Consider the following 25113-nt stretch of genomic DNA (forward strand, 5'->3'; position numbering starts at 1 on the left):
CGCCAATCTCATCAATATTGACCGCAGCTAAGCCACCGCCATTTGCTGCAAGCTGACCAGGCGCTGAATACCTTTCTTGGCGAGCCCCATCAGCGCCGCGAACTGCTCTTCCGAGAACGGCTCGCCCTCGGCCGTGCCTTGGATCTCGACGATGCCGCCCTTGCCGGTCATGACGAAATTGGCGTCGGTGCCGGCCGAGGAATCCTCGATATAGTCGAGGTCGATGACCGGCTGGCCATCATGGATGCCGCAGGAGATCGCCGCAACGTGATCCTTCAGCACCTTGCCCAGGCTCGCCATCTGGCGGGTTTCCATCCAGCGCAGGCAGTCGTAGAGCGCCACCCAGCCGCCGGTGATCGAAGCGGTGCGCGTGCCGCCGTCGGCCTGGATCACGTCGCAGTCGACGGTGATCTGCTGCTCGCCGAGCGCCTGCAGATCGACCACGGCGCGCAGGGAGCGGCCGATCAGCCGCTGGATTTCCAGCGTGCGGCCGCCTTGTTTGCCGGCCGAAGCCTCGCGGCGCATGCGCTCGCCGGTCGAACGCGGCAGCATGCCGTATTCCGCCGTCACCCAGCCCTTGCCGGAGTTGCGCATCCAGCCCGGCACCTTTTCCTCCAGGCTGGCCGTACACAGCACATGCGTGTCGCCGAACTTCACCAGGCACGAGCCTTCCGCATGCTTGGAGACGCCGCGCTCGAAGGAGATGGGGCGCATTTCGTCGAATTGGCGTTTGGAAGGGCGCATTCAGGCTTCTTTCTTTCTTCGGAATCTTGGCCGGGGAATCTTGGCCGGCTTGTAGCCGCACGGGGCGTGAGGCGCAAAGGAAAATGGACCGGTTGCGCCGACACCGCGGAAGTCTATATCTTCGGGGCGGAGGTTTTTGGCTCGAAATGACAAAGGCAGTCGATCCCGGTTTGCAGTCGCACGTGCTCCCGTCGCACGCGCTGCAATCGCCCGCGCTTCAATCGCTCGACATGCGTTCGCGCGACATCTTCCGGCGCATCGTCGATTCCTATTTGAGGGATGGCGAGCCGGTCGGTTCGCGCAGCCTGTCGCGCATCCTGCCGTCGTCGCTGTCGCCGGCCACCATCCGCAACGTGATGAGCGACCTTGAGCATCTCGGCCTGATCTATGCGCCGCACATTTCGGCTGGCCGGCTGCCGACTCAGGCAGGCCTGCGCTTCTTCGTCGATGCTTTCATGGAACTTGGTGACCTCTCCGACGAGGAGCGCCGCACCATCGAGGCCCAGGTGCGCGCCTCCGGCTCGGGCGCGACGCTGGAGCATATGCTGACCGAGGCCAGCCAGATGCTGTCCGGCATGTCGCGCGGCGCCGGCCTCGTGCTCGCCGCCAAGAATGAGGTGGCGCTTAAGCACATCGAATTCATCCAGCTCGAGCCGACCAAGGCGCTGGCCGTGCTGGTCTCGCAGAACGGCGACGTCGAAAATCGCGTCATCGATCTGCCCGCCGGCATCACCATCTCGCAATTGCACGAAGCCTCCAACTTCCTCAACGCCCATATCCGCGGTCGCACCCTGGCCGAGGCGCGGGTCGAGATCGCCCGCATCAAGGAAGAGACCAGGGCAGCCCTCGACACGCTGTCGCAGGATCTGGTCGAGAAGGGCCTGGCGGTCTGGGCAGGCGCTGAAAGCGGCGTGCCTGGGCGGCTTATCGTGCGCGGCCGCGCCAATCTCCTGGAAAACGTCACTGCCCAGGCCGACATAGAATTGCTGCGGCATCTGTTTGAGGATCTGGAGACGCAGGATGGGCTGATCCAGCTTCTCGACCTCGCCGAGGCAGGCCCAGGCGTGCGCATATTCATCGGTTCGGAAAACAAGCTGTTTTCGCTGTCTGGCTCCTCGCTGGTGGTGGCACCCTATCGCGACAAGGACGCGCGCGTCGTCGGTGCGCTCGGCGTCATCGGGCCGACGCGGCTGAATTATGCGCGCATAGTACCGATGGTCGACTATACCGCGCAGCTGATTTCGCGCATGCTGAGCTAGGAGCCGCCGCGGGCCTGCCGCAAGGAGGAGAAAAGAATGGCGCTGGAATCGTTCAAGGCCCAGATCAGTCTGCTGCTCGAAGAAATGATCAACCAGCCAGAGGATCAGCACGAGGTGCAAGAGCAATTGCGCGAGAAGCTGCAAGAGATGCGGGCGATGGGTTTGCCGCTGCCGGCCGATCTGGTCGCGCTGGAAAAGCGCCTCGACGACGACTTTTACGCCTCTGGCAACTGAACGGGTTCGGCTTCAAATCCTCGTGTGCTGGACGGCCGCTTGGAACGATCAATACCTGATGCCGTTTGCCCTGTTCGAGGCGAATCCCGGAGGACGTTGATGATCCGATCTGGCGGCTTTGCGGCCGTTGCCGCTGCCCTCCTTGTTGCGACACCGGCAGCCGCCCAGCAGGCGGACCAGAATGTGCTCAAAGGCGAAGCCGCGTTTGGCGATTGGCAAGCCGACAGGCCTGGCGTCCGACGCCTGATTGGGCCGCGAGACATGCCGGCAGCCGACCCCGCCCAATCCGCTTCGAACGGCGCCGGCGTGGCGGAACGGCCCGAAAGCGCCAAGCCAGAATTGCCGTCGGGCTTTTCGGCTGAAATGATCGCATCCGGCATCGTCAATCCACGTGTCGTGCGCGTCGCTCCGAATGGCGACCTGTTTGTTGCCAACAGCCATGCCGACCAAATACGCGTCTATCGTCTCGCCGAGGGCAGCGCCAAGCCCATCGAGAAAGCGATCTTCGCCAAGGGGCTCAATTATCCCTACGGCATCGCCTTCTATCCGCCAGGAGACAAACCGCAATGGGTCTATGTCGCGAACAGCGACAGCATCGTCCGCTTCCCCTATCGCGATGGCGACTTGAAGACATCCGGAAAACCAGAAACCATTGTCGCCCAAATCCCGTCGGGTGGTCACACGACCCGCGACATCGCCTTCTCGCAGGACGGCAAAACGCTTTATTTGTCGGTTGGCTCCGCCTCGAACGTCGCCGAGGATATAGGCAAGGAGCCGGATAGCGGCCTCGACGCCTGGGCCAAATCAAAGCCGCTCGGGGCGGCCTGGGGCTCCGAGGACGGCCGTGCCGATGTGCTCGCCTTTGACCCGGATGGGAAAAATCCCCGAACTGTCGCCACCGGCCTGCGCAACTGTACGGGCATGACCGTGCAGCCCGCCACCGGCGCATTGTGGTGCGTCGTCAATGAGCGCGACGAGCTCGGCGACAATGTGCCGTTCGAATTTGCAACAGCGGTCAAGGACGGCGGATTCTATGGCTGGCCTTGGTACTACATCGGCAATAACGAGGATCCGCGCCATCAGGGCGAGCGGCCAGACCTCGCCGGCAAGGCCACTGTCCCCGATGTATTGATGCAGGCGCATTCGGCGCCGATGAATATAGCCTTCTACGACGGCAAGAACTTCCCGGCGGATTATCAGGGTGACGCCTTCGTCGCCATGCATGGTTCGTGGAACCGTGGCGCCAGGACCGGCTACAAGGTGGTAAGGCTCAAATTCAGGGATGGCAAGCCGACCGGCGAATATGAGGACTTCATGACCGGCTTCGTCATCTCGAACGACGCCGTCTGGGGCCGCCCGGTCGGTGTCGCGATGGCCAAGGACGGCTCGCTGATCGTCACCGAGGACGGTAATGGCACCATCTGGCGCGTTACCTACGAAGACGGCCGCTCCTGAACGGCGGTGTCGCCTGCTGCGCTGGCGCAATCGAATCCGGGCCGAGGGAATTCACCCAACTTCAACATTGTGCGACAAGCGCGAATCATGACACTCACCGGGTTTCTCGCCTATAGCGCCGCCCTCGGCATCGCCGCGGCCATCCCCGGCCCCGGCGTCACCGCGCTCGTTGCGCGTGCGCTGGGTTCCGGCTTCCGCTCGTCGCTGGCCATGTCGTTCGGGCTGATGCTCGGCGACCTGACCTATCTCACTGCCGTGGTGCTCGGCCTGGCTTTCGTCGCACAAACTTTCGGCATGGTCTTCCTGGCGATCAAATGGCTGGGTGTCGCCTACCTCGCCTTTCTTGGCTGGCGTTTCTGGACGAGCGGCATCACGCCGGAGACGGTGGAGGCGAAGAAAGGCAAGGGCGGCTTGGCATCCAGCTTTGTAGCCGGCCTCGCCGTCACGCTCGGCAATCCGAAGACGATGATCTTCTATCTTGCCATCACCCCGACCATCGTCGATCTGAAGACGATCACGCTGGCCGATTACGGCATCCTCGTCGCGCTCACCATCGTCGTCCTGCTCGTGGTGCTGGTGCCCTATCTGGCGCTGGCGGCCAAGGCGCGCTGGTTCCTGAAGTCGCCGCGGGCGCTGAGGGTACTCAACCGCACCGCCGCGGGCTTCATGGTCGGTGCGGCGGCGGCAATTGCCGCCCGCCAATAGATCTCTTTCGCCAATCCGCCCAAGGATTGCCACGCCTTGCAAGGGCGGGGGTACTCAGCACGAACTTCACTCGGATATTTTTCGGTCGACAGCCTATCTTGCGCGGCGGATGGCTCTATCCTAGGCCCCGCCCGACTCTTGCCGCTTGACCTCTGGGAGGAAATCAATGAACAAGCCCGCCACCCCCGCACACGTGCCCGGCCGCGGCCGCATCTACAATTCGATCACCGAGACGATCGGCGACACGCCGCTGGTGCGGCTTGATAAATTCGCCAGGGAGAAGGGTGTCGTCGCCAATCTGCTGGCCAAGCTCGAATTCTTCAACCCGATCGCCTCGGTCAAGGACCGCATCGGCGTGTCGATGATCGAGGCATTGGAGGCTTCGGGCAGGATTACGCCCGGCAAGACCACCCTGATCGAGCCGACCTCGGGCAATACCGGCATCGCGCTCGCCTTTGCCGCCGCTGCCAAGGGCTACAAGCTGATCCTGACCATGCCGGAAACCATGTCCGTCGAACGCCGCAAGATGCTGGCTCTGCTCGGTGCCGAACTGGTGCTGACCGAAGGGCCGAAAGGCATGAAGGGCGCCATCGCCAAGGCGGACGAGCTGGCGGCAACGCTGCCCGACGCTGTCATTCCGCAGCAATTCGAAAACCCGGCCAATCCGGAAATCCATCGCCGCACCACGGCCGAGGAAATCTGGAACGACACCCATGGGGAAGTCGATATCTTCGTTGCCGGCATCGGAACCGGCGGCACCATCACCGGCGTCGGCCAGGTGCTGAAGAAGCGCAAGCCCTCGGTGCATGTCGTCGCGGTCGAACCGGAAGCCTCGCCGGTGCTGTCGGGCGGTCAGCCAGGCCCGCACAAGATCCAGGGCATTGGCGCCGGCTTCGCGCCAAAAATCCTCGATACGACGATCTACGACGAGATCGTCAAGGTCTCGAACGAGGATTCGGTTGCCAATGCACGGCTCGTCGCTCGGCTCGAAGGTGTGCCGGTCGGCATCTCGTCGGGTGCCGCCCTGCAAGCAGCGATCGTCGTCGGCTCGCGGCCCGAGAACAAGGGCAAGAACCTCGTCGTCGTCATCCCCTCCTTCGCCGAGCGCTATCTCTCGACGATCCTGTTCGAGGGGTTGGGGACTTAGGGTCTGGACACGAGTAGCGATCCCTTCGCGCTGCCCTCCGGCGGGCCGCTGAAAATACCTGTAGCGACATCGTTCGCTGGAGCGGCGGGTCCCTTCCGTATCAAATCGTCGCTGCCCGGCAGGTGGAGGAGTTCATGTACAAGCTCTATACGCGTGCCAATACCGGCGGCTTTGTCATCGAGGCGGCGCTCGCTTTGGCGGGTGTGCCTTTCGACCAGATCGATGTTCCAAAAGGCCGACCCAACCAGGCCTTTTTAGATATCAGCCCCTTGAACCAGGTACCGGTCCTGGTCTTGCCGGACGGACGCTCGATGACCGAATCGGCGGCGATCTGCATCCTGCTGGCCGAGCGCCACCCGGAAGCAGGACTGGCGCCCGCAGCAAGTTCGGCTGACCGTGCCGACTTCCTGCGCTGGATGTTTTTCATGTCCTCCGTCATCTATTCGGCTGACCTGCGGTTCTTCTACGCTCCATCGCTACACGACCGATCCCCGCGGCGTGGACGCTGTCAAATAGGCGGCGGTCTCGGAAATGGATCGCAGCTTCGCCATTCTCGATGCCGCCCTCGCAGGCCATGACTGGCTGGCCGGCGACCGGCTCTCGCTGGCCGACGTCTATCTCGTCATGTTGGTGGCCTGGCATCCGGAGGTCGCGAAGGTTCCAACCGCTTGGCCGAATATCGAACGCCTGTGGGCCAATTTGCGGGAACATCGGGTGATAAAGAGGCTGAATGCTTCCCACGACATGTGGCCGGCCTAAGCACTCCGCCTTGTCTCAGTGTCTTTCCGCGTGGCCGAGCCATGCCCGTCGTTCCTGCAGGAACCGGCGCACGGCCGGATCGCGTTCGAGGCCGATAGCCCGGTCATAGGCCTCGCTCGCTTGCGGAACTTTGCCGAGTCTGGCCAGCAGGCCCGCGCGGGCGGCCCAGTAAGGTTGATAGTCATACAGCCGCTTGTCGCAGCTGAGTTGATCAAGCGCGCCCAATCCTGCTGAAGCACCTTCGGCCTCGGCAATCGCCACCGCACGGTTGATCGACACCACCGGCGAGCCGGCAATCACCGACAGCGCGTCGTAGAGCTCCTTGATCGCGACCCAGTCGGTGCAACCGGTCAGCCGCCGTGTCGTATGGGCGGATTGCACGGCGGCCTCGAGCTGGTAGCGGCCGACAACACCCTCGGCGGCCGCGCGCCCGAGCAGCGCCTCCGCTTCATCGATCAGGGTGTCGTCCCACAATGCAAGATCCTGCTCGGCCAGCGGCACATAGTCACCCGCCGCATTGCGCCGGGCTGCACGCCGCGCCTCGGCGAACAGCATCAGCGCCAGCAGGCCGAGTGCTTCCGGCTCATCCGGCATCAGCGAGGCGATCAGACGGCCGAGCCAGATGCCTTCGGTCGCGAGATTACGGCGCAGCGTTTCGGTGCCGGCCGGGTCGGACCAGCCTTCGGCAAACGCCGCGTAGATCGCTTCCAGAACGGTGCCCAGCCGCTCGCCGAGTTCGGCCCTCTCCGGGACGCGGAACGGAATGCCGGTCTCGCGGATGCGGGTCTTGGCGCGCACCAGGCGCTGGCTCATCGTGGCTGGCGAGACAAGAAAAGCCGAGGCGATGGTCGCTGCGTCGAAGCCAAGGACGGTCTGCAGGATCAGCGGCGCTCGTACGCCGGCCTCGATAGCCGGATGGGCGCAGGCAAACATCAGCCTGAGCCGCTCGTCCGGCAGGTCTTCGTCGGCTATGCGTGCCTCCATCTCCTCGGCGATCAGCCTGAGGTGGTCGCGGCCCGCCTCGCTGGTCAGGCGCCGCCGGATTGCGTCGACGCGGCGCCTGCGCGCCACCGCCAGCAGCCAGGCTTCCGGCTTGTCGGGCACGCCCGCCTGTGGCCAACGCTCGAGCGCCGCTGCAAAGGCATCGGCCAAGGCGTCCTCGGCACCGGCCACGTCGCGCGTGCGCGCGGCGAGATAGGCGACCAGTTTGCCGTAGCTTTGCCGGGCGGCCGCTTCCGCCGCCGCCCGCGCCATCTCCGGGCGACCGTCTATCACATGGTCATTTCTCAGATAAGTACTCCGTCATTTCCCAGATCGGCCGCACCTCTACCGTGCCGGTGCTGGCGCCCGGGCAGCGCGCCGCCCAGGCAATGGCGGCGTCGACGTCCTCCGCTTCGATCATATAGAAGCCGGCAAGCTGCTCCTTGGTGTCAGCATAGGGGCCGTCGAGCACGTTGGTCTTGCCATTGGCCATCCGTACCGAAGTAGCGGATTGCGTCGGCTTCAACCGGTCACCGCCAAGCCAGGCGCCGGATTTCTTCAGCGCTTCGGTGTAGGCGACGTACGCGCTCGACATCTGTGTCACCGCATCTGCTGGCGCGGCTGCCATCCCCGCTTCGTTTCCATAGATCAAAAGCATGTATCGCATGGTCTTCTCCCGTTTCTCGAAGGCCGCATCGTTGCGAGCCGGACGTATGTCGCCCGGCCCTGCCGGATTTCGACAAGCGCTGGAAAAATCTTTCTGCCGCGATGCGACCTCGCGCAAGCGCCAACGTGTTGCGGCACTGCTTAGCCGTTCGTCTAATTTGCTGCTATTGCAGGTTGGCATTTCCCGCCCGCTGTCTACACTCGCTTCGCTTCATGCCGCCGAGGAGGGCACGGCGACGAATTTTCAGGGAGGAAATCGCATGCTCAATTTCAGGACGAAATTTATTGCGGCCGGTGTGCTGGCGCTGTCGCTTGGCCTTGGCGCGGTATCGGTCAAGGCGCAGGAATTCATCAACGTGCTGACTGGCGGCACGTCCGGCGTCTACTATCCGCTCGGCGTCGCGCTGTCGGAAATCTACGGCAAGGGCATCGAAGGCGCGCGCACCCAGGTGCAGGCGACGAAAGCGTCGGTCGAAAACCTCAACCTGCTGCAGCAGGGCAAGGGCGAGATCGCCTTTGCGCTCGGCGATTCCGTCAAGCTGGCCGCCGAAGGCAACACCGAAGCAGGCTTCCCAGGCAAGCTCGACAAGCTGCGCGGCATTGCCGCCATCTATCCCAATTACATCCAGATCGTCGCCAGCAAGGAATCCGGCATCAAGACGCTCGCCGATCTCAAGGGCAAGAGCCTTTCGGTCGGCGCGCCGGCCTCAGGCACCGAGCTCAACGCCCGCACGATATTTGCCGCTGCCGGGCTGAAATACGAAGACCTCGGGCGGATCGAATATCTGCCCTTCGCCGAATCGGTGGAGCTGATCAAGAACCGCCAGCTCGACGCCACGCTGCAGTCGGCTGGCCTTGGGGTCGCGTCGATCCGTGACCTCGCCACCTCAGTGCCGGTAAACATCGTTGCCGTGCCGGCGGAGGACGTCGCCAAGATCGGCTCGCCCTATCTTTCCGTGGTCATCCCCAAGGGCACCTACGAGGGCCAGACCGAGGATGTTGCGACCGCCGCCGTCGGCAATTTCCTGATCACCAGCGCCGATGTCTCCGACGAGACCGCCTACCAGATGACGAAACTGCTGTTCGAGCATCTCGACCAGCTCACCGCTGCCCACGCCGCCGCCAAGGCGATCGACCCGGCCAAGGCGCTCGACGGCATGCCGGTGCCGCTGCATCCAGGCGCCGAGAGGTATTACAAGGAAAAGGGATTGGTGAAGTAAGGAGCCATCCCTCCCCCTTGAGGAGAAGGTGAACAGCTGCCGAAGGCGAATGGACGGGTAGGGTCGGTTGAGGCCGCGCACTGCCGCACCGACCCCACCCGCCTCGCTTCGCTCGGCACCCTCCCCTCGAGGAGGGGACCGCCCCGCCAGGAACCCCGCTAATGACCGTAATCCCGACCGTTCTTTCCCCCACAGCGGAAGCTCCTGTCGAAGGATTGCCGCCTGGCTTCGGCGAAGGCATCGCCGGCAAGGCGGCTTTTTTTATCGCCATCGCCTTCTCCATCTTCCAAATCTACATCGCCGCCTATGGCAGCCTGCCGAGCCAGGTCATACGCGCCATGCATGTCGGCTTCCTGCTGCTGCTCGGCTTTGCCCTAATCGCCAATCTGCGCGCCAAAAGCGTCCCGGCGAAAGCAGTGTTCTGGACGCTCGGCCTGCTTGGTTTCGCCACCGGTCTGTACAATTGGGTGTTCTATGCCGACCTCATCCGCCGCTCCGGCTTTCTCACCACGCCTGACCTGATCGTCGGCGCGGTGCTGGTCGTGCTGGTCTTCGAGGCGGCGCGGCGGTTAATGGGGCTGCCGCTTGCCGTCATTGCCTTTATCTTTCTCGCCTACGCATTTGCCGGCAATCATCTGCCGCCGCCGTTCATCCATCGCGGTTATGATTTCGCCCAGCTCGTCGACACCTTCGCCTATGGCACCGAAGGCATCTACGGCACGCCGATCTATGTCTCGGCCGCCTACATCTTCATCTTCGTCGTTTTCGCCGCCTTTCTTGAGCGCGCCGGCATGATCGCGCTGTTCAACGATTTTGCGCTTGGCCTGGTCGGCTCATGGCGCGGCGGCCCGGCGCAAGTCTGCGTGCTGTCCTCGGCGCTGATGGGCACCATTTCCGGCTCCGGCGTCGCCAATGTGGTGGCCAGCGGCCAGTTCACCATCCCGCTGATGAAGCGCTTCGGTTTCCGCTCGGCCTTCGCCGGCGCCGTCGAGGCGACCTCGTCGATGGGCGGCCAGATCATGCCGCCGGTGATGGGAGCGGTTGCCTTTATCATGGCCGAGACCCTGAACATCCCCTATGCCGCGGTGGTCAAGGCGGCGATCATTCCGGCGCTGCTCTATTTCGGCGCCTGTTTCTGGCAGGTGCACCTGGAAGCCGGCAAGGCCGGCCTGCACGGCATGGCCAAGGCTGACCTGCCCAATCCGTGGGATGCGGTGAGACAACATTGGCCGCTGGTACTGCCTCTCGCAGCACTGATCTACCTGCTGTTTGCCGGCTACACACCGGTGTTCGCCGGCACCATGGGCCTGGCGTTGACCATTGTGCTTATCCTCGGCACGCCGCTGGCAGCATCGATCGGGCCGCTCGCCTTCCGCATCGTCTTCTGGCTGGCGCTCGGGCTTGCCGCGGCTTCCTTCATGAAATTCGGCGTCAACATCCTCAGCCTAGTCATCGCCGTGCTGGTCGCCGCCTGCCTCACCTTCAAGGGCGGGCGCGAGACGCTGCGCATATGCATGGATTCCCTTGCCGAAGGAGCAAAGAACGCGCTGCCGGTCGGCATTGCCTGCGCCATTGTCGGCATCGTCATCGGCACGTTGACGCTTACCGGCATCGCCTCGACCTTCATCGGCTGGATCATCTCGATCGGCGAGAACAATCTGTTCCTGTCGCTGCTTTTGACCATGCTCACCTGCCTGGTGCTCGGCATGGGCATACCGACCATTCCCAACTACATCATCACTTCGTCGCTGGCCGGGCCAGCGCTGCTGTCGCTCGGCGTGCCGTTGGTGGTCAGCCATATGTTCGTCTTCTATTTCGGCATCATGGCCGATCTCACCCCGCCTGTGGCGCTGGCCGCCTTCGCCGCCGCACCCATGGCCAAGGAAAGCGGCCTCAAGATCGGCATCCAGGCCACCAAGCTTGCCATTGCTGGCTTCGTTGTGCCGTTCATGGCGGTCTATACCCCGGCGCTGATGCTGCAGGACCCCGGCCCGATCGCCGCCCAGTTCGGCTATCCCGTCGAGGTCGCCTATATCGTCATCAAAGCCTGCATGGGTATCGTCCTGTGGGGCGCCGCGGCGGTCGGATTTCTCGACCGGCGCATGGCCTGGTGGGAACGCCTCGTCGCCTTCGCCGCCGGCGTGCTGCTGGTTGCGGCGCTGCCGCTCACCGACGAGGCGGGCTGGGCGCTGTCCCTAGCCTGGATCGGCTGGCACTGCTGGCGCGCGCGGCAGGCTTCGCTGGCTAATTCAGCATGAGCCTCTGCATCGTCGCGGCCGGCAAGACGGTGACGCTCGCGGTCGCTGCCTTCACGCTCTCCTGGGTGCATTCGGTGGAGAAGACCCAGTGGCAGGAAGACTGGAAGGTGCTGCCGTCCGGCCTGCAGCTGGTCGAGGCCCGCATCAAGGGATCGGGCGCCGGGATGGAGCCGCCGCAAGGCTCGGTGCTGAGAAACGGCTGGTGGGTCTATGCGCCCAAGGTCGGGCCACGGCGGCGCCTCGCGCTCGCCGCCTCGGGCGCCACGGGTCAGGGCTGGACGCTGTGCACGGCGCAGGACTGTCGCGAACTGGCCAAGCTGGCAGGCGGCACGATCTCGCTGGAGCCGTGCGGGCCGGAGGGCTCCAGCCAGCCGCGGTAGCGGGCGATCATGCCGGCAAGCGGATGCGAGATCTCGACATGGAAGCGGAAGCGGCCATCCTTCACCGATTCGTAGGAAGTCGAGCGTGGACCGAGCCACATCGGAAGCGGCAGGCCAAAAAAACTCCAGCGGCGCAAGACCAGCGCCAGCCGGCCGTCATCGGCAACCAGCGCCATCGCGAAGGTCAGCGGGCCGAAGCGTTCGCACAGCAAGCGCTGCGATCGACCCCGGCCTGCGGACTGTAGGCTCGAAAAACTGTGCTGCCGAATGTCCGGGTCCAGGTCTCGCCGTCCTTGTCGGTGTCGAAGCGGACATGAACCGGGATGTCCTCGCTTGCCCCGGGGAAGCCGACCGTCCAGGCCATTAGCCGGCCAAGAACATTGCGCCCGCGTTCGACGCGCGCGCGGCCTGCGGCCGTGATCGTACGGTCATGCATTGACCTAATTGCCTCGGGAAGGCCTTGCCAGGCGGCACCGAGCAGCTCGGCATAAAGCGGCTTGTCCTCGTCCGCCGCCCCGTTCCTGAAGCCGGTGTAGATTGTCCGCCCGGCGAACAGGGCTTCATAATCCCGGAGCTCCAAATCGCGCACCCCCGCCCGTGCGCCCGGCGCGGGCTGATGTCCGGCCAGCGCTTTGCGGGCCAGTGCTTCGACCGCCATCGACGGGATCAGCGGCCCGTCATTGCCCTCGGCCAAGAGATGCCACGAGCGCTTGACGATGGCGCCCGCCCGGCCCGATCCCTCCACCTCGACGAACATGCCGCCGCGATGCTCGCCCCAGCGCAGCCGGTTCGTTGCCTGATGCATCAGCAGCGCCAGCGGCGAAAGCGAACCGATCAATCCGGTGCGCACCAGCCAGGCGAGGCCGATCAGGGCGCGGTGCAGCATTTCGGGAACCGGCCCGGCGCCCATCCAGATGGTCCTCGCCTCCGGCCAAAGCGCGGCCAAGGCGCGCAGGTCCGGAACGTCGACCAGAGAAAACAGCGTGTTTCGAAGCGGCAGCCGGCCCGGCGGCGCGATAGTGTAGCGCAGCTGCCCGGTAAACGGACGGCCTTGTTCGGGACGGCCATTGCGAACAAGCCGCACCGGCCGATAGCCCGGATGACGTTCCCGCCGACGCCGGCAAAGGGCGAAGGCGCGATGCCGCCGCGAATGCCGTCGACCCGCGTCAGGTCCGAAGACAGGCGACGCACCACCGCCGCCGTCAGCACCGGAAAGCTCGAGACGCCGGACAGCACGAAGACGCCGGCGTTTCGCGCCGCCTCGTCGAACGCAGAGACACCGGCGACGAAATCCGAGCCGTCGGCTAGATCGAGATAGTTGATGCGCCGGGCGATGCAGGCCTCGATCAGGCGATAGCGTCCCTCGCCATAGGCCTGGAACGGACCGCTCGCGTCGACTACAATATCAGGCTCAAATGCAGCGAGTTGCGCGGCGAGATCGCCGTCACGGTCGAACAGTGCCGGCACCAGCTGGGCTGCTGTCGGGGCGCGCTTCTTGCAATACGCGTCAGCCTTGGCGAGCGAGCGCCCGGCGACAAAGAGGATCAGATGCGGCTCGCCCTCCAAAAGCTCGACGGTGCGACCGCCAAAGGTGCCGTAGCCGCCGACGACAAGAACCTTCATCCGCAGTTCCCCCAAAATGCCCCGCCCGCTCCCGGCCACGGCAACGAACCTAACCGATCAATCTTGCCCTCACCTCGGCGGAAGGGATTTCGCAATTGTCCTTCTTGCCGAACAGGGCGTAGCGGTTCTTTGCGATACGGTCGTAGAGCCAGTCGCGAAGCGGGCGCGGCAACAGCAGCAGGATCCGCGCCGCCCGCCACGGCCAGCCGAGTTCGGCCATGACGGCAACGAAACTGTCCAGGCGGGTGAAAGCCGCGCCATCGACGATGACGAGATTGGTCTCGTAGCGATCCGTCCGCAGCCCGTATTTCTTGAACAGCATCTCGCCGAAGGGCGACTGCGCCGTTACGAAATGGAAGCGGCCCTTGCGGTCGAGCTTCACCACCATGCGCACAAAGCCCGAGCACAACACGCAAATACCGTCGAACACGATCAACGGGCGACTTGATTCGAATTCTGGCGGCTCAGGAGAATGGTTCGGCTTGACGATCACGTGACGCCCGGCAGCTGGTGTCAGGCGACACTAGGCCTGCCGGCGGCTGGATCAAAGCCCGGAATGCTAGAGGCTTGGCGTTGTCGCACGCCGTCTGTCGGTCAGCGCAGGCCGCTCGGCGCGATAGGTCGTTGACCGATTGTCGGCGTCGGGCCGGCAGATTCGGCTGTCGTGACGGCTCTCCATGCTCATCATCAGCGCACGCTGATCCCAAGCGTGTTGCCACGGCGCGCGCAGGCGGGGCCTGGGCCGCGCATATAATAGCGCTCAGGCCGATAGGTCGGCGCGACGAATTCGCGGATGGCGGCGGCATAGCCGGCGATTTGATTCCAGAAGCTCATTTTACTCGGTCCCTGTCCCGTTTCGGATGTCCCTTCCGAATTGCGGGGATCATAGCGTCCAGGCGTGAATAGTCGGTGAACGCGATGTTAATCTCTGGTCGAAAATGCCTTTGTTCATGGCTGGAATGCGGCTGATTCGCGGTGTTTCCATGCAGTCCGGCGGCATTTCGTCCAGTGTGACTTTTGCATCACATATGTTTCGCCTGAATGTCGCAGAGGCGCGGTTTTGTTTCAGGTTTTGCCGGACCGCGAAATTTCCGTGCACGCGGCCGGAAAACCAGGAACCGGCCCGTCAGCCGCACGTTGATTCCCAGTGCCGGGACGAACCGGCGCCGCAGGCTGTGGTGCTCGGGTGGGCCGCAGCCAAAAAAATCCGAAACTGCAAGAGCAATGGAAAGGCAAAGGCCATGGGTTTCTTTTCGAAGGATATCAAAACCCTCGACGACCTCTTCGTGCACACGCTGCGCGACATCTATTACGCTGAAAAACAGATCGAGAAATCGCTGCCGAAGATGATCGACAAGGCGAGTGATGCGCAGCTGAAAGCCGGCTTTGAGAAACATCTCGCTCAGACCAAGGGTCATATCCAGCGTGTCGAGCAGGTGTTCGAACTGCACGGCGTGAAGGCCAAGCAGGTCGACTGCCCGGCCATCGACGGCATTCTCGAAGAAGCCGACGACGTCAGCGGCGACATCGCCGACAAGGAGGTCCTCGACGCTGCGCTGATCGCCTCCGCCCAGGCGGTCGAGCATTATGAGATGACCCGTTACGGCACCCTGATTGCTTGGGCCAAGCAACTGGGCCGCAGCGACTGCGCCAATGTGTTGGCCAACAACCTCAAGGAGGAGCAGGCAACCGACCGCAAGCTTACCGAAATAGCGGAAAGCAAGGTCAACCTGCAAGCCGCCGAGTAGGGCAGCGAGCGAGAACAAGGCAAGGCTGGGTTGAAAGCTCGGACTTGCCTTTTGCGCCGCCGGAACCGGAACGGACTTTGGCCGTTCTCGGTTGAACGCCGTTATCGGTTGAACATTGTCGCGCAGGGAGTTTGTCATGGCGCCGCGACCCGCCTGGAGAGGGTATCTCAAGCTTTCGCTGGTCACTTGCGCCGTCGAACTGACCAATGTCGTCACCCAGGCCGAGAAAGTCTCGTTCCGCGTGCTCAACCGCAAGACCGGCAATACCGTCAAGCGCGTCTATGTCGATTCGGCAAGCGGCAAGCCGCTCGATGAAGGCGACGAGATCAAGGGCTACGAGATCGGCGACGGCGACTTCGTCCAAATCGAGGAGGAGGAGATCGAAGCCGTGCAGATCGAATCCTCGCATACGATGAGCCTCGATGGTTTCATCGAAAAATCCTCGATCCAGCAGATCTATCTCGATGCGCCCTATTATGTGACGCCTGCGGACGAGGTCTCGGAAGAGGCCTTCGCCGTCATCCGCGACGCCATGGCCGCCAAGAAGACGGCGGGGCTAGCCCGCATTGTGCTCTATCGCCGCGAACGTCCGGTGGTCATCGAGCCGTTGGGCAAGGGTCTGCTGCTGACGACCCTGCGCTATGGCGATACGGTTCGCAGGCCCGAGATGGTGTTCGGCGACATCAAGCCGGTGAAGACCGACGCCGAGATGATCAGGCTGGCCGAACACATCGTCGATGAGAAACAGGCGAAGTTCGATCCTTCCGAATTCGAGGACAAATACGAAAGCGCCCTGATGGAGCTGGTCCGCGCCAAGAAGGCCGGCAAGAAGGCACCGAAGACCAAGGCGGAACCACGGCCCTCCAACGTCGTCAACCTCTTCGATGCGCTGAAGAAGAGCCTTTCGTCGGAAGCCGGTGCGCCGGCAAAGACCGGACGCCCGGCAAAAGGCGCCAAGTCCAAAGCCGCCCGGCGCAAATCTGCTTAGGATCCGCCCATGGCCGGCCTCGAGCAGTATCACGCCAAGCGCAATTTCAAGAAGACGGCCGAACCAGCCGGCAAGGTTTCGCGCGGCAAGAAAGCCGTGCCGGGTGGCATCTTCGTCATCCACAAGCATGCCGCCACCAGGCTTCACTACGACCTTCGTCTCGAGCACGGCGGCGTGCTGTGGAGCTGGGCGGTGACGCGAGGCCCGAGCCTCGACCCGCACGAAAAGCGGCTCGCCGTGCATGTCGAGAACCACCCGATCGACTATGCGCCGTTTGAAGGCACCATCCCGAAGGACCAATATGGCGGCGGCTCGGTCATTGTCTGGGATGAGGGAACTTGGGTCCCCGATGGCGACCCGGCAAAGGCGATGAAGAAAGGCCATATCAGTTTCGAACTGCATGGCCACAAATTGCATGGCGCATGGCATCTGGTGCGGCTGAAGCCGCGTCCGGGCGAAAAGCGTGACAACTGGTTGCTGATCAAATCCGACGATGCCGCCGCGCGTCCGGGCGAGGACATTTTGCAGGAGGCGCCGCAATCGGTGAAATCCGGCCTGACCATCGAGGAGGTCGGCCAAGGCAAGACCGCCGACGGCAAGAAGCCAAGCGTCTGGCAGTCCGACAGGCCGGCTACCGGCAAGAAGGCAGTCGCGGCAAGGCGGCTCGAATTCATCGAACCGGCGCTCGCAACGCTGGAGCGGGACGCGCCGCCCGGCAAGGACTGGCTGCATGAGGTGAAGTTCGACGGCTATCGCATGCAGGCGCAGCTTGCCGGTACCGAGGTGCGGCTTTTGACGCGCACCGGCCTCGACTGGACCGACAAATTCGGTGGCGCGATTGCCGCCGCACTTGGCGGCCTGAAATGCACCGACGCCATCATCGACGGCGAAATCGTCGTGCTGGCGGATAATGGCGTGTCGTCATTCTCGCTGCTGCAGCAAGATCTGTCGGCGGGCCGCACGGATCGTTTCATCTACTACGTTTTCGACCTGTTGCGTCTCAACGGTGAGGATATCCGTTCCGAGCCGCTGGTCGAGCGCAAGGAAAGGCTGCGCACTTTGCTCGCCGGACAGGCCGAGGATCAGGCTGTGCGCTTCAGCGACCACTTTGCCGAGCCCGGCAAGATCATGCTGGAGCATGCTTGCCGGCTGGGGCTCGAAGGCGTCGTCTCCAAGCGTGCCGATGCGCCCTACCGCAGCGGTCGTGTTCCCTCGTGGGTGAAGTCGAAATGCACGGCGCGCCAGGAATTCGTCATCGGCGGCTATATGCCGTCGGACAAGACCGGGCGCGGCCTGCGCTCGCTGCTGGTCGGCTATCACGAGGGCGGCAAGCTGCGCTATGCCGGCCGCGTCGGCACCGGCTTCACGGCCAAAAGCACCAACGAGTTGAAGAAGAGGCTTGATGCGCTAAAGACGACGTCCTCGCCCTTCGACAGGGCGGTGCCAAGGGGCAAGGGGCTGGTCTGGGTCAAGCCCGAACTTGTCGGCGAAGTGGAGTTTCGCAGTTGGACGTCGGACCGTATAATACGCCACGCGTCGTTCCAGGGATTGCGCGAGGACAAGCCGGCGGAGGAAGTCGTGCAGGAGAAACCGAAAGCACGCTCAGCTCCGGCAGAGCAGCCCAAGGCAAAGCCCGCCAAACCCGCCGGGACGGCGAAAACGTCGGTTACGCTGTCTCGCCCGGACAAGCTTCTGTGGCCGCAGGAGGAGGTGTCAAAGCAGGATCTAGTCGACCATTACGCACTGGTCTGGCCGCGCATGAAGCAATTCATCATCAACCGGCCGCTCAGCCTCGTGCGGGCGCCGGACGGCGTTGGCGGCCCACGGTTTTTCCAGAAGCATGCCTCAGCGGGCATGAGTGAAAAAATAGCTGTGATGAAGGATCCGACGGACGGCGAGGAAATCCTGTTCGTCCGCGATTTCGACGGCGTCGCGGCGCTGGTGCAACTGGGCGTCGTCGAGATCCACATCTGGGGCTCGACCACCAACGATCTGGAAAAACCCGACCAGATCATCTTCGATCTTGATCCGGACGAGGGCGTCGACGTGAAGGCGGTGCGCGCGGCGGCGCTCGATATCCGCGGCCGGCTCGACGAACTGTCCCTGCCGAATTTCGTCAAGACGTCAGGTGGCAAGGGCTATCATGTCGTCGTGCCGCTGAAGCCGTCGGCGGATTGGGACGAGGTCAAAGGCTTCGCCCATGAGTTCGCCCGAGCGCTCGAACAGGCCGCGCCCGACCGCTACACGGCGACGCTGTCGAAGAGGGCGCGCACCGGCAAGATTTTCGTCGATTATCTGCGCAACGGCCGCGGCGCCACCACGGTTGCGCCTTATTCGTCGCGCGCCAAAAAAGGCGCCACGATATCGATGCCAGTGACCTGGGCGGAAATCGAGGCCGGATTGCCGCCGAACGCCTTTCCGATCGGCGACAAGACGACGCTGAAGCGGCTCGGGCAAGCCGATCCCTGGGCGGATTTTTTCAAGCAGGCTAAGCCGCTCAAGCGCGGCTAATGCATGTCGCGCAAAAATGTGCAGCGGTTTGCGACAACGACATGCTTCAAAACAAAATGATACAGCGGTTCGGCGTTTCCGTGAAACGACGAACCGTTCTAGCGCATTGAAGCGAGCCGTCAGGCGAGAAACGTCGTCTCGAAGGCCTGCTTGCCTACCGGTGAAAAGATCACGGCACGGCTGTCCTTCTCGCGCCGCGCCCATTTCTCGGCGAGGATCTTGTCGAGAATGGCGGCGCCCAGCGTGCCGGCGAGGTGCGAACGCCGCACGCTCCAGTCGAGGCAGGCGCGGCACACCGGTCGCCGCGCTTTGGTATGGATGTCGATGCCGATCGCGGCGAAATGCGAGGCGGCCGACGGCCCAAGCTGGATCACCTTGTCGTCGCGCAGGAGCACTTGTCGAGCCACAAGACGGTCCAGCATCGCCACCGCCCGCTCGCCGGCGAGGTGATCGTAGCAGACCCGCGCCACGCGCATGGCCGCGTCGCGAGGGCCGGGTCGCACCCTCTGCGGTCCGACCGCAGCGGCAACGCCGGTGATGGCTTCGATCATTCCCGCCACCTGCGGGCCGGCGAGGCCGTAATAGCGGTGCCGCCCCTGGCTCGCCAGTGTCAGCAGCCCGCCTTCCATCAGCTTCGACAGATGCGAGCTCGCTGTCGGAAGCGACACCCCGGCTTCGAGTGCCAGTTCGCTCGCCGTCAGTGCCGTGCCGCCCATCAATACGGACAGCATGTTTGCCCGCGCCGGATCGCCCACCAGGCTGGCAATGCGGGCTATGTCAGGTCCTTCGCGCATAGTTCGTTCCTCATCGAAGCATCCTCGTCAGATAAAGCATTAGTCTCGATGCAAATCAAGGAGACAACGATGCCTGCAAGGACCATTCTCAGCGCCGCGCCTGCTCGCCGGCCGTTCCCGTTCATTGTCTTGCGCCGCTTGCGGCTGCGGCTCCTGAAGCAGTGGTACGACCGTCATTTGCAGCGTCTCGACCTCGCCGAGATCGACGATCATCTGCTGCGTGACCTTGGCCTGACACCTGAAGACGTCCGCCGCGAATGCGCGAAATCGTTCTGGCAGGCATGATCAGCGAGGGATTTGCCTAGCATATCGATCTTCGGAACGTTTCGATCCGGCTCGAACTGTGACCGCAAGAAAACATCCACCGCCAAGGACGCGAAAATGACCATCACCTGCTTCATCCGCTACGAGATCGATCCGTTCGGCAAGGCGGCATTCGAGGAATATGCACGCAATTGGGGGCAGGCGATCCCGCGCTGCGGCGCCGATCTGGTCGGCTATTTCGCGCCGCACGAAGGCTCGGCCACCACGGCTTATGCCGCCTACAACATCGACAGTCTTGCGGCCTACGAAGCCTACCGCGCCCGGCTCGCCGCCGATCCCGCCGGCAAGGCGAACTACGAGTTCGCCCGACGGGAAAAATTCATTCTGAAGGAGGACCGCATCTTCCTCAAGCTGGCCTCCGGGCCGCATGCTCCTTTGGTGAAGCCATGATCGCCGTCATCTTCGAGGTCGAGCCGGCGGCGGGCAAGCGCGATGCCTATCTCGGCATCGCCGCCGACCTACGCCCACTGCTCGACGGCATCGACGGTTTCCTGTCGATCGAGCGCTTCCAGAGCCTTGCCGATCCGAACCGCATCCTGTCGCTGTCCTTCTGGCGCGACGAGGACGCGGTGAAGACCTGGCGCAACACGCAGGAACATCGGCAGGCGCAGAAGGCCGGGCGCGGCGGTATCTTTGCGGACTATCGTTTGCGCATCGCCCATGTCGTGCGCGATTACGGCCTGACCGAACGCGCAGAGGCGCCTCAGGACAGCCAGGCGGTAAATGGTTAAGGACTGTTAGGCATTCCCGATCAGCACCCCTGCCGCAAACACCAGCGCGCCACCCAGCACCACCTGGAAGGCGGCGCGCCAGAATGGCGTCTGCATGTAGCGGTTCTGCACGAAGGCGATCGCCCACAGCTCGAAGAAAACCACCACGGCGGCGACAATGGTCGCCGTCCAAAAAAGCGGGATTAGATAGGGCAGCGCATGGCCGAGCCCGCCCAGCGTCGTCATGACGCCGACGGTCAGCCCGCGTTTTGCCGGCGAGCCGCGGCCCGATAATTTGCCGTCGTCGGAAGCCACCTCGGTGAAACCCATCGAGATGCCAGCGCCGATCGAGGCGGCAAGCCCGACCAGAAAGGTCTGGAACGTATCATGCGTGGCAAAGGCGGCGGCAAAGATCGGCGCCAGCGTCGACACCGAGCCATCCATCAGCCCGGCCAGCCCCGGTTGGACATAGGTCAGGATGAACTGGCGCTGCTCGGCTGCTGTTTCTTCGTCCTTGACCGCGCCCGGCACATGCTTTTGCTCCAGCCGCTGCGCCAGTGTCTCGTGGCCCTGTTCTGCGATCGCCAGGTCGTCGAGCAGCTTTCGCGTCGACGCATCGCCTGTGCGTTTGGCCGCCTCGATATAGAACAGGTAGGCCTGCCGCTCCATGGCCTCGGCTTGGCTGCGCACATGATCGATGCCGAGCGGCCTCACCAGCCAGTCCGGCTTGCGTTCGTAATAGCCCTTCACATGTTCGCGCCGGATCAGCGGTATGCGCTCGCCGAAACGCTTGCGGTAAAGCTCGATCAGCGAATCGCGATGGCCGTCCTCCTCCTCCGCCATCTCCTCGAACACCTTGGCCGATTGCGGAAAGCTCTCCGCCAGCCCGTCGGCATAGGCGCGATAGATGCGCCCGTCATCCTCCTCGGAGGAGATGGCGAGCGCCAGGATCTCCTGTTCCGAGAGCGATTCAAAGGGACGGCGGCCGAAGCCGAAAACGCGGGAAAGCATGAGAAATTCACCCTAGTTTAGAATAGTTCTAAACTATGACCTCGCACGTCGCCGGTCAATCGTGTGCGCTCCACTCATGCTCAAAAGGTACAGGCTTCAAAATTCCGAACACATCGCCGTTGCTATCGGCAAACGTTCACTTATATAACCGAATCTCAACCAAGAGAAAGGAACGCCGCAGATGCCGGAAAAACAGCAGCTGTTTGATCCCAAACCGGTTCTCGACCTTATCGCTAATATTGAGGCGGATCTGCAGCGCCTGAAAGGCCTAGTCGAGCAGCAGGTCGAAAAATTCGATCCCGCCAATCCACACAACAAGGCTCCCGACGGCAAGTTGACCGAGGAGGGCGTCGAGTGCTGCTATCGGCTGTTCGACGAGGGCAAGTCGCGCTATTCGGTCGCCCAACAGATGAAGATCTCCTTCGCCGCTGCCACCCATCGCTTCAACACCTGGCGCAAGATCGGCGGCCCCAAACGGCAAAAGACGCTGTTGGGGTAGGGGCGGCCGGCAATGCCGGTAAATCGGCAGCGATTTGTCGAAATGACGAATGCATGGCGGAGGGCGGAGGAGAGGTGGGTGACAGTCACGCCCCACTCCTGCCTCCAAGTCGAATTGTAACGGTCACATTTTTCATTGGTGCGCGGCCTCCCTTTCCGTGCACCATAGGCCGTCTCATCTCTTGCAGGACCCTAGCCATGATCACCCCTCCCGGCATCGCCGATATTCACAGTGCAGCAGCGCGATTGTCCGGACTGATCGTCGAAACGCCGCTGATCGAATCGCCGGAGTTGAACAATCGCTTCGGCGCCAGGATGCTGTTCAAGCCGGAGACGTTGCAGCGCACCGGCTCGTTCAAGTTCCGCGGTGCATACAACAAGCTCTCCTCGCTCTCGGCGGAAGAACGCGCCCGCGGCGTCGTCGCCTTCTCGTCGGGTAATCACGCGCAAGGCGTTGCCGCCGCAGCGGCGATGTTCGGCGTCAAGGCCGTCATCGCCATGCCCGCCGACGCGCCGGCGATGAAAGTCAGCAATGTCAGGAAGATGGGCGCGGAAGTGATCACCTTCGACCGGGTCCGCGACGATCGCACTGCCGTCGTCCGTTCTTACGTGGAAAAGGGCATGGTCCTGGTGCCGCCCTACGACGATCCGGCCATCATCGCCGGCCAGGGCACGATCGGCCTCGAATTGATCCGCCAAGCAAGAGCGCTTGGCGTCAGCCTCGATGCGGTAGTGGTTCCCTGCGGCGGCGGCGGGTTGAGCAGCGGCATTTCGATCGCGGTCAAGGACGCCTCGCCGGGCACCGCCGTCTGGGCCGTGGAACCCGAGCATTTCGACGACACACGCCGCTCGCTGATCAAAGGCTCCAGGGTGTCGAACACGCCCGGCCACACCTCGATCTGCGATGCCCTTCTCGTCGCCGAGCCGGGCGCCATCACTTTCGAAATCAACCGCAAGAATCTCGCCGGCGCCATCGCCGTTTCCGACAAGGCGGTGGCACAGGCGATGCGCGATGCGATGGCTTGCTTGAAGCTGGTCGTCGAACCCGGCGGTTGCGTCGGCTTGGCCGCGCTGTCGTCAGGCGAGATCGACCTTGCCGGCAAATGCATTGCCGTGGTGCTCTCCGGCGGCAATGTCGATCTCAGCACCTATGCCGAGATCATTGCTGCTGGCTAGGATAGCAACCAGTTCCAGCTCATGTGCCGATTCGAGGTGCTCAAGCGTCCGTTGCGCCCAGCCGAACCTGTACCCTTCAAAGACTGAGATCAATGAAACTGTTCTTCAGCCGCAATCCCAATCCTCGCCTCGCGGTCGCGGTGGCACGGTATCTCAACGCCAAGGTCGAGTTTGAATTCGCCTCTCCCCTCGCTCCGGGCCAGGCCGAGCGATTTCGGCCGCTCAATCCAAATCTTTCATTGCCCATCCTTATAGGTTCGGGAAAAAGCCTCTGGGAGGCCGACGCCATAGCCTGTCGGCTTTCGCGCGATATGCATTCGGATTTCTGGCGCGCTGGCGACGACGAGCCCGAGATGATCCGATGGCTGAGTTGGGGGAAAGAGAACTTCGCAAGAGCCTGCGATGTCGTGCATTTCGAACGCGGGACCAAACAGCGCTATGGGCTCGGCCCGATAGATCAGGCGCGGGTTGAGGAGGGCCTGAGCGACTTCCGCACGGCCGCTGCCATGCTTGATGCCGCGCTCTCCCAGCGAGAATGGCTGGTCGGCGCTTCGGTTTCCGATGCCGACTTTCGAATGGCGACGTTTCTGCCCTTCAACGATGTCGCCCGATTGCCGCTCGATGACTATCCCTCTGTCAGTCGCAGGTATCTTCAACTCGAAGAAATCGACGCCTGGCGCGATCCCTTCGAAGGGCTCGATGCGCCTGAATTGACACCGGTCCCGGGCCAGGCCAAGTCCGTGTAAATCTCGATCATTTGCACAAGCGGATCGAGTTCGACCCTAATCCAGCGTCCGGCGGAACCGCACCAGCGCAATACCGGCGAACAGCGCCACGAACACCAACAGCCAGCCGATTTCCGTTGCCACCGCCGGCAGCTCGGCGCCCTTCAGCATCACCGCGCGGATGATGCGCAGGAAATGCGTCAGCGGCAGCACCTCGCCGAAAACCTGCGCCCAGTCCGGCATGCCGCGATAGGGGAACATGAAGCCGGACAGCATGATCGACGGCAAGAAGAAGAAGAAGGTGAGCTGCAGGGCCTGCATTTGCGTGCGGGCGATCGTCGAGATCGTGTAGCCGAGCAGCACCAGCGCCAAGACGAAGATAAGGACCGCCGTCAACAGCAGCGACATCGACCCGGTGAAGGGGATGGCAAACAGAAGCTTCGAGGCTGCCAGCACCACCAGCACCTGCACGGCGCCGACCGCCAGATAGGGCAGCACCTTGCCCAGCATGATCTCGAGCGGGCTGGATGGCATCGCCAGAAGGTTCTCCATCGTGCCGCGCTCGGTCTCGCGCGTCAGCGCGATTGAGGTCATCATCACCATCGTCATCTGCAGGATGACGCCGAGCAGGCCGGGCACGATGTTGTATTGCGAGACGGCTTCCGGATTGTAGCGCCGGTGCACTACGACCTGGAGCTGGCGCCGGGCAGCTTCGGCCGCCGTCTCCTGCATGCCGCGTGCCCTGAGCAGCGCCTGGTTGGCGACGGTGCCGAGCGTCGAGATGGCGCCGCTGGCCACGGCCGGGTCGGTCGCATCCGCCTCGATCAGAATCTGCGGGCTATCGCCACGCTCGACCCGCCGGGCAAAATCGGCGGGAATGGTGACGACGAAGGCGACGTCGCCGCGCGCCATCAGGAATTCCGCCTCAGCGGCACTTTGCGCGACATGGTCGAAGCGGTAGTAGCCGGTGGTCTGCAGTGCCGAAACCATGGCTCGTGTGTAAGGATCGCTGCTCATCGCCACCAGCGCTGCCGGCAGGCTCTTCGGATCGTTGTTGATGGCATAGCCGAACAGCACCAGCTGCATCAACGGCACGCCGAGCATCATGGCGAAGGTGATGCGGTCGCGCCGCATCTGGATGAACTCCTTGATCAGCAGCGCGCCTAGCCTGGCGAACGAAAAGATGCTGTTTATCCC

At 63.2% G+C, this 25113-nt stretch carries 28 protein-coding genes and 1 pseudogene; 18 read left to right on the forward strand and 11 right to left on the reverse strand.

Features of this window, described 5'->3' with window-relative positions; translation table 11 throughout:
* Positions 1–27: 27 nt before the first annotated feature.
* Positions 28–744 (reverse strand): ribonuclease PH, encoded by a 717-nt coding sequence (rph, locus tag NKI97_RS13235; RefSeq protein ID WP_023678981.1) that lies wholly within the window; start codon positions 742–744, stop codon positions 28–30.
* A gap of 146 nt (positions 745–890) precedes the next feature.
* Here rph and hrcA point away from each other — a divergent pair, with 146 nt between their 5' ends.
* The 6 genes and pseudogenes from hrcA to NKI97_RS13265 all read left to right on the forward strand — a co-directional run bounded on the left by hrcA (position 891) and on the right by NKI97_RS13265 (position 6303).
* Complete coding sequence (gene hrcA / locus NKI97_RS13240; protein WP_036239090.1) at positions 891–2003, forward strand: heat-inducible transcriptional repressor HrcA; 1113 nt, start codon at positions 891–893, stop codon at positions 2001–2003.
* A gap of 36 nt (positions 2004–2039) precedes the next feature.
* Entirely contained in the window at positions 2040–2237 is a 198-nt protein-coding gene (locus NKI97_RS13245) for a hypothetical protein (RefSeq protein WP_023678983.1), read from the forward strand.
* A gap of 99 nt (positions 2238–2336) precedes the next feature.
* Positions 2337–3692, forward strand: a complete 1356-nt coding sequence (locus tag NKI97_RS13250) for a PQQ-dependent sugar dehydrogenase (RefSeq protein ID WP_352834586.1) — start codon at positions 2337–2339, stop codon at positions 3690–3692.
* 87 nt (positions 3693–3779) lie between these two features.
* Entirely contained in the window at positions 3780–4397 is a 618-nt protein-coding gene (locus NKI97_RS13255) for a LysE family translocator (RefSeq protein ID WP_352451872.1), read from the forward strand.
* A 166-nt stretch (positions 4398–4563) separates the two neighbouring features.
* Positions 4564–5544 carry a cysteine synthase A gene (gene cysK / locus NKI97_RS13260; RefSeq protein ID WP_352457895.1) on the forward strand — a complete coding sequence of 327 codons (981 nt, stop codon included), beginning with the start codon at positions 4564–4566 and terminating at the stop codon, positions 5542–5544.
* A gap of 134 nt (positions 5545–5678) precedes the next feature.
* Positions 5679–6303: pseudogene (locus NKI97_RS13265) on the forward strand (glutathione S-transferase family protein).
* Between the two features lie 15 nt (positions 6304–6318).
* Here the strand turns inward: NKI97_RS13265 and NKI97_RS13270 are convergent.
* On the reverse strand, positions 6319–7575 hold the full coding sequence (locus NKI97_RS13270) for an RNA polymerase sigma factor (RefSeq protein ID WP_352747432.1): 1257 nt from the start codon (positions 7573–7575) through the stop codon (positions 6319–6321).
* A gap of 7 nt (positions 7576–7582) precedes the next feature.
* Entirely contained in the window at positions 7583–7951 is a 369-nt protein-coding gene (locus NKI97_RS13275) for a YciI family protein (protein WP_023678989.1), read from the reverse strand.
* Between the two features lie 259 nt (positions 7952–8210).
* Between NKI97_RS13275 and NKI97_RS13280 the strand changes: the two genes are divergently transcribed.
* The 3 genes from NKI97_RS13280 to NKI97_RS13290 all read left to right on the forward strand — a co-directional run bounded on the left by NKI97_RS13280 (position 8211) and on the right by NKI97_RS13290 (position 11808).
* A complete protein-coding gene (locus NKI97_RS13280; RefSeq protein ID WP_023678990.1) occupies positions 8211–9170 on the forward strand; it encodes a TAXI family TRAP transporter solute-binding subunit in 960 nt (319 codons plus the stop codon).
* A gap of 161 nt (positions 9171–9331) precedes the next feature.
* On the forward strand, positions 9332–11428 hold the full coding sequence (locus NKI97_RS13285; protein ID WP_352834590.1) for a TRAP transporter permease: 2097 nt from the start codon (positions 9332–9334) through the stop codon (positions 11426–11428).
* A complete protein-coding gene (locus NKI97_RS13290) occupies positions 11425–11808 on the forward strand; it encodes a DUF1850 domain-containing protein (protein ID WP_352834593.1) in 384 nt (127 codons plus the stop codon). Before NKI97_RS13285 ends, NKI97_RS13290 begins: the two co-directional genes overlap by 4 nt.
* Here the strand turns inward: NKI97_RS13290 and NKI97_RS13295 are convergent.
* The 5 genes from NKI97_RS13295 to NKI97_RS13315 form a co-directional block, all read right to left on the reverse strand.
* Entirely contained in the window at positions 11697–11984 is a 288-nt protein-coding gene (locus NKI97_RS13295) for a DUF4166 domain-containing protein (RefSeq protein ID WP_352834650.1), read from the reverse strand. The two genes, NKI97_RS13290 and NKI97_RS13295, sit on opposite strands and share 112 nt — an antisense overlap.
* Positions 11985–11992: 8 nt before the next feature.
* Positions 11993–12718 (reverse strand): DUF4166 domain-containing protein, encoded by a 726-nt coding sequence (locus NKI97_RS13300; RefSeq protein ID WP_352834595.1) that lies wholly within the window; start codon positions 12716–12718, stop codon positions 11993–11995.
* Positions 12676–13431, reverse strand: a complete 756-nt coding sequence (locus tag NKI97_RS13305; RefSeq protein WP_352747383.1) for a saccharopine dehydrogenase NADP-binding domain-containing protein — start codon at positions 13429–13431, stop codon at positions 12676–12678. Before NKI97_RS13305 ends, NKI97_RS13300 begins: the two co-directional genes overlap by 43 nt.
* 49 nt (positions 13432–13480) lie before the next feature.
* Complete coding sequence (locus NKI97_RS13310) at positions 13481–13861, reverse strand: thiol-disulfide oxidoreductase DCC family protein (RefSeq protein ID WP_245274773.1); 381 nt, start codon at positions 13859–13861, stop codon at positions 13481–13483.
* 257 nt (positions 13862–14118) lie between these two features.
* Entirely contained in the window at positions 14119–14265 is a 147-nt protein-coding gene (locus NKI97_RS13315; protein WP_023678994.1) for a hypothetical protein, read from the reverse strand.
* 407 nt (positions 14266–14672) lie between these two features.
* Here NKI97_RS13315 and NKI97_RS13320 point away from each other — a divergent pair, with 407 nt between their 5' ends.
* From NKI97_RS13320 to ligD, 3 genes are all read left to right on the forward strand, one after another.
* Positions 14673–15179: a YciE/YciF ferroxidase family protein gene (locus NKI97_RS13320; protein ID WP_352451918.1), complete on the forward strand. Its 507-nt coding sequence runs from the start codon at positions 14673–14675 to the stop codon at positions 15177–15179.
* A gap of 136 nt (positions 15180–15315) precedes the next feature.
* Entirely contained in the window at positions 15316–16167 is an 852-nt protein-coding gene (gene ku, locus NKI97_RS13325) for a non-homologous end joining protein Ku (protein ID WP_352451862.1), read from the forward strand.
* Positions 16168–16176: 9 nt separating this feature from the next.
* Complete coding sequence (gene ligD / locus NKI97_RS13330; RefSeq protein WP_352834599.1) at positions 16177–18678, forward strand: DNA ligase D; 2502 nt, start codon at positions 16177–16179, stop codon at positions 18676–18678.
* Between the two features lie 119 nt (positions 18679–18797).
* Here the strand turns inward: ligD and NKI97_RS13335 are convergent, their stop codons facing one another.
* Entirely contained in the window at positions 18798–19472 is a 675-nt protein-coding gene (locus NKI97_RS13335; RefSeq protein ID WP_352457887.1) for an ArsR/SmtB family transcription factor, read from the reverse strand.
* A gap of 69 nt (positions 19473–19541) precedes the next feature.
* Between NKI97_RS13335 and NKI97_RS13340 the strand changes: the two genes are divergently transcribed.
* The 3 genes from NKI97_RS13340 to NKI97_RS13350 all read left to right on the forward strand — a co-directional run bounded on the left by NKI97_RS13340 (position 19542) and on the right by NKI97_RS13350 (position 20527).
* The gene (locus tag NKI97_RS13340) at positions 19542–19757 is read left to right on the forward strand and encodes a DUF1127 domain-containing protein (protein ID WP_352451859.1); all 216 of its coding nucleotides are present in this window, start codon (positions 19542–19544) and stop codon (positions 19755–19757) included.
* Positions 19758–19853: 96 nt separating this feature from the next.
* Positions 19854–20186, forward strand: a complete 333-nt coding sequence (locus NKI97_RS13345; protein WP_352451858.1) for an NIPSNAP family protein — start codon at positions 19854–19856, stop codon at positions 20184–20186.
* A complete protein-coding gene (locus tag NKI97_RS13350; protein ID WP_023679001.1) occupies positions 20183–20527 on the forward strand; it encodes an antibiotic biosynthesis monooxygenase family protein in 345 nt (114 codons plus the stop codon). Before NKI97_RS13345 ends, NKI97_RS13350 begins: the two co-directional genes overlap by 4 nt.
* A 6-nt stretch (positions 20528–20533) precedes the next feature.
* Here the strand turns inward: NKI97_RS13350 and mbfA are convergent, their stop codons facing one another.
* Positions 20534–21517 (reverse strand): iron exporter MbfA, encoded by a 984-nt coding sequence (gene mbfA, locus NKI97_RS13355; RefSeq protein ID WP_352451856.1) that lies wholly within the window; start codon positions 21515–21517, stop codon positions 20534–20536.
* 181 nt (positions 21518–21698) lie between these two features.
* On the opposite strand from mbfA, the gene NKI97_RS13360 reads away from it, so the two are divergent.
* The 3 genes from NKI97_RS13360 (at position 21699) to NKI97_RS13370 (ending at position 23937) form a co-directional block, all read left to right on the forward strand.
* Positions 21699–22016: a hypothetical protein gene (locus NKI97_RS13360; RefSeq protein ID WP_352834602.1), complete on the forward strand. Its 318-nt coding sequence runs from the start codon at positions 21699–21701 to the stop codon at positions 22014–22016.
* A 197-nt stretch (positions 22017–22213) separates the two neighbouring features.
* Positions 22214–23191, forward strand: a complete 978-nt coding sequence (locus tag NKI97_RS13365) for a threonine/serine dehydratase family protein (protein WP_352834605.1) — start codon at positions 22214–22216, stop codon at positions 23189–23191.
* A gap of 92 nt (positions 23192–23283) precedes the next feature.
* On the forward strand, positions 23284–23937 hold the full coding sequence (locus tag NKI97_RS13370) for a glutathione S-transferase family protein (protein ID WP_352834607.1): 654 nt from the start codon (positions 23284–23286) through the stop codon (positions 23935–23937).
* Positions 23938–23973: 36 nt separating this feature from the next.
* Here the strand turns inward: NKI97_RS13370 and NKI97_RS13375 are convergent, their stop codons facing one another.
* A complete protein-coding gene (locus NKI97_RS13375; RefSeq protein WP_352834653.1) occupies positions 23974–25110 on the reverse strand; it encodes an ABC transporter permease in 1137 nt (378 codons plus the stop codon).
* Positions 25111–25113: the final 3 nt, after the last annotated feature.

Source organism: Mesorhizobium sp. M0296 (genome assembly GCF_040321675.1).
Classification (GTDB): domain Bacteria; phylum Pseudomonadota; class Alphaproteobacteria; order Rhizobiales; family Rhizobiaceae; genus Mesorhizobium.

What these genes read in the sequence shown, in the direction of transcription:
- NKI97_RS13275 (WP_023678989.1), bottom strand. Translation starts at nt 7,951, where the DNA reads ATGCGATACATGCTTTTGATCTATGGAAACGAAGCGGGGATGGCAGCC.
- mbfA (WP_352451856.1), bottom strand. Translation starts at nt 21,517, where the DNA reads ATGCTTTCCCGCGTTTTCGGCTTCGGCCGCCGTCCCTTTGAATCGCTC.
- NKI97_RS13295 (WP_352834650.1), bottom strand. Translation starts at nt 11,984, where the DNA reads ATGGCGCTGGTTGCCGATGACGGCCGGCTGGCGCTGGTCTTGCGCCGC.
- NKI97_RS13365 (WP_352834605.1), top strand. Translation starts at nt 22,214, where the DNA reads ATGATCACCCCTCCCGGCATCGCCGATATTCACAGTGCAGCAGCGCGA.
- NKI97_RS13255 (WP_352451872.1), top strand. Translation starts at nt 3,780, where the DNA reads ATGACACTCACCGGGTTTCTCGCCTATAGCGCCGCCCTCGGCATCGCC.
- NKI97_RS13300 (WP_352834595.1), bottom strand. Translation starts at nt 12,718, where the DNA reads ATGGGCGCCGGGCCGGTTCCCGAAATGCTGCACCGCGCCCTGATCGGC.
- NKI97_RS13340 (WP_352451859.1), top strand. Translation starts at nt 19,542, where the DNA reads ATGCCTGCAAGGACCATTCTCAGCGCCGCGCCTGCTCGCCGGCCGTTC.
- NKI97_RS13245 (WP_023678983.1), top strand. Translation starts at nt 2,040, where the DNA reads ATGGCGCTGGAATCGTTCAAGGCCCAGATCAGTCTGCTGCTCGAAGAA.
- rph (WP_023678981.1), bottom strand. Translation starts at nt 744, where the DNA reads ATGCGCCCTTCCAAACGCCAATTCGACGAAATGCGCCCCATCTCCTTC.
- NKI97_RS13360 (WP_352834602.1), top strand. Translation starts at nt 21,699, where the DNA reads ATGCCGGAAAAACAGCAGCTGTTTGATCCCAAACCGGTTCTCGACCTT.
- NKI97_RS13345 (WP_352451858.1), top strand. Translation starts at nt 19,854, where the DNA reads ATGACCATCACCTGCTTCATCCGCTACGAGATCGATCCGTTCGGCAAG.
- NKI97_RS13320 (WP_352451918.1), top strand. Translation starts at nt 14,673, where the DNA reads ATGGGTTTCTTTTCGAAGGATATCAAAACCCTCGACGACCTCTTCGTG.
- cysK (WP_352457895.1), top strand. Translation starts at nt 4,564, where the DNA reads ATGAACAAGCCCGCCACCCCCGCACACGTGCCCGGCCGCGGCCGCATC.
- NKI97_RS13315 (WP_023678994.1), bottom strand. Translation starts at nt 14,265, where the DNA reads ATGAGCTTCTGGAATCAAATCGCCGGCTATGCCGCCGCCATCCGCGAA.
- NKI97_RS13370 (WP_352834607.1), top strand. Translation starts at nt 23,284, where the DNA reads ATGAAACTGTTCTTCAGCCGCAATCCCAATCCTCGCCTCGCGGTCGCG.
- NKI97_RS13335 (WP_352457887.1), bottom strand. Translation starts at nt 19,472, where the DNA reads ATGCGCGAAGGACCTGACATAGCCCGCATTGCCAGCCTGGTGGGCGAT.
- NKI97_RS13285 (WP_352834590.1), top strand. Translation starts at nt 9,332, where the DNA reads ATGACCGTAATCCCGACCGTTCTTTCCCCCACAGCGGAAGCTCCTGTC.
- NKI97_RS13350 (WP_023679001.1), top strand. Translation starts at nt 20,183, where the DNA reads ATGATCGCCGTCATCTTCGAGGTCGAGCCGGCGGCGGGCAAGCGCGAT.
- ligD (WP_352834599.1), top strand. Translation starts at nt 16,177, where the DNA reads ATGGCCGGCCTCGAGCAGTATCACGCCAAGCGCAATTTCAAGAAGACG.
- hrcA (WP_036239090.1), top strand. Translation starts at nt 891, where the DNA reads ATGACAAAGGCAGTCGATCCCGGTTTGCAGTCGCACGTGCTCCCGTCG.
- ku (WP_352451862.1), top strand. Translation starts at nt 15,316, where the DNA reads ATGGCGCCGCGACCCGCCTGGAGAGGGTATCTCAAGCTTTCGCTGGTC.
- NKI97_RS13250 (WP_352834586.1), top strand. Translation starts at nt 2,337, where the DNA reads ATGATCCGATCTGGCGGCTTTGCGGCCGTTGCCGCTGCCCTCCTTGTT.
- NKI97_RS13305 (WP_352747383.1), bottom strand. Translation starts at nt 13,431, where the DNA reads ATGAAGGTTCTTGTCGTCGGCGGCTACGGCACCTTTGGCGGTCGCACC.
- NKI97_RS13280 (WP_023678990.1), top strand. Translation starts at nt 8,211, where the DNA reads ATGCTCAATTTCAGGACGAAATTTATTGCGGCCGGTGTGCTGGCGCTG.
- NKI97_RS13290 (WP_352834593.1), top strand. Translation starts at nt 11,425, where the DNA reads ATGAGCCTCTGCATCGTCGCGGCCGGCAAGACGGTGACGCTCGCGGTC.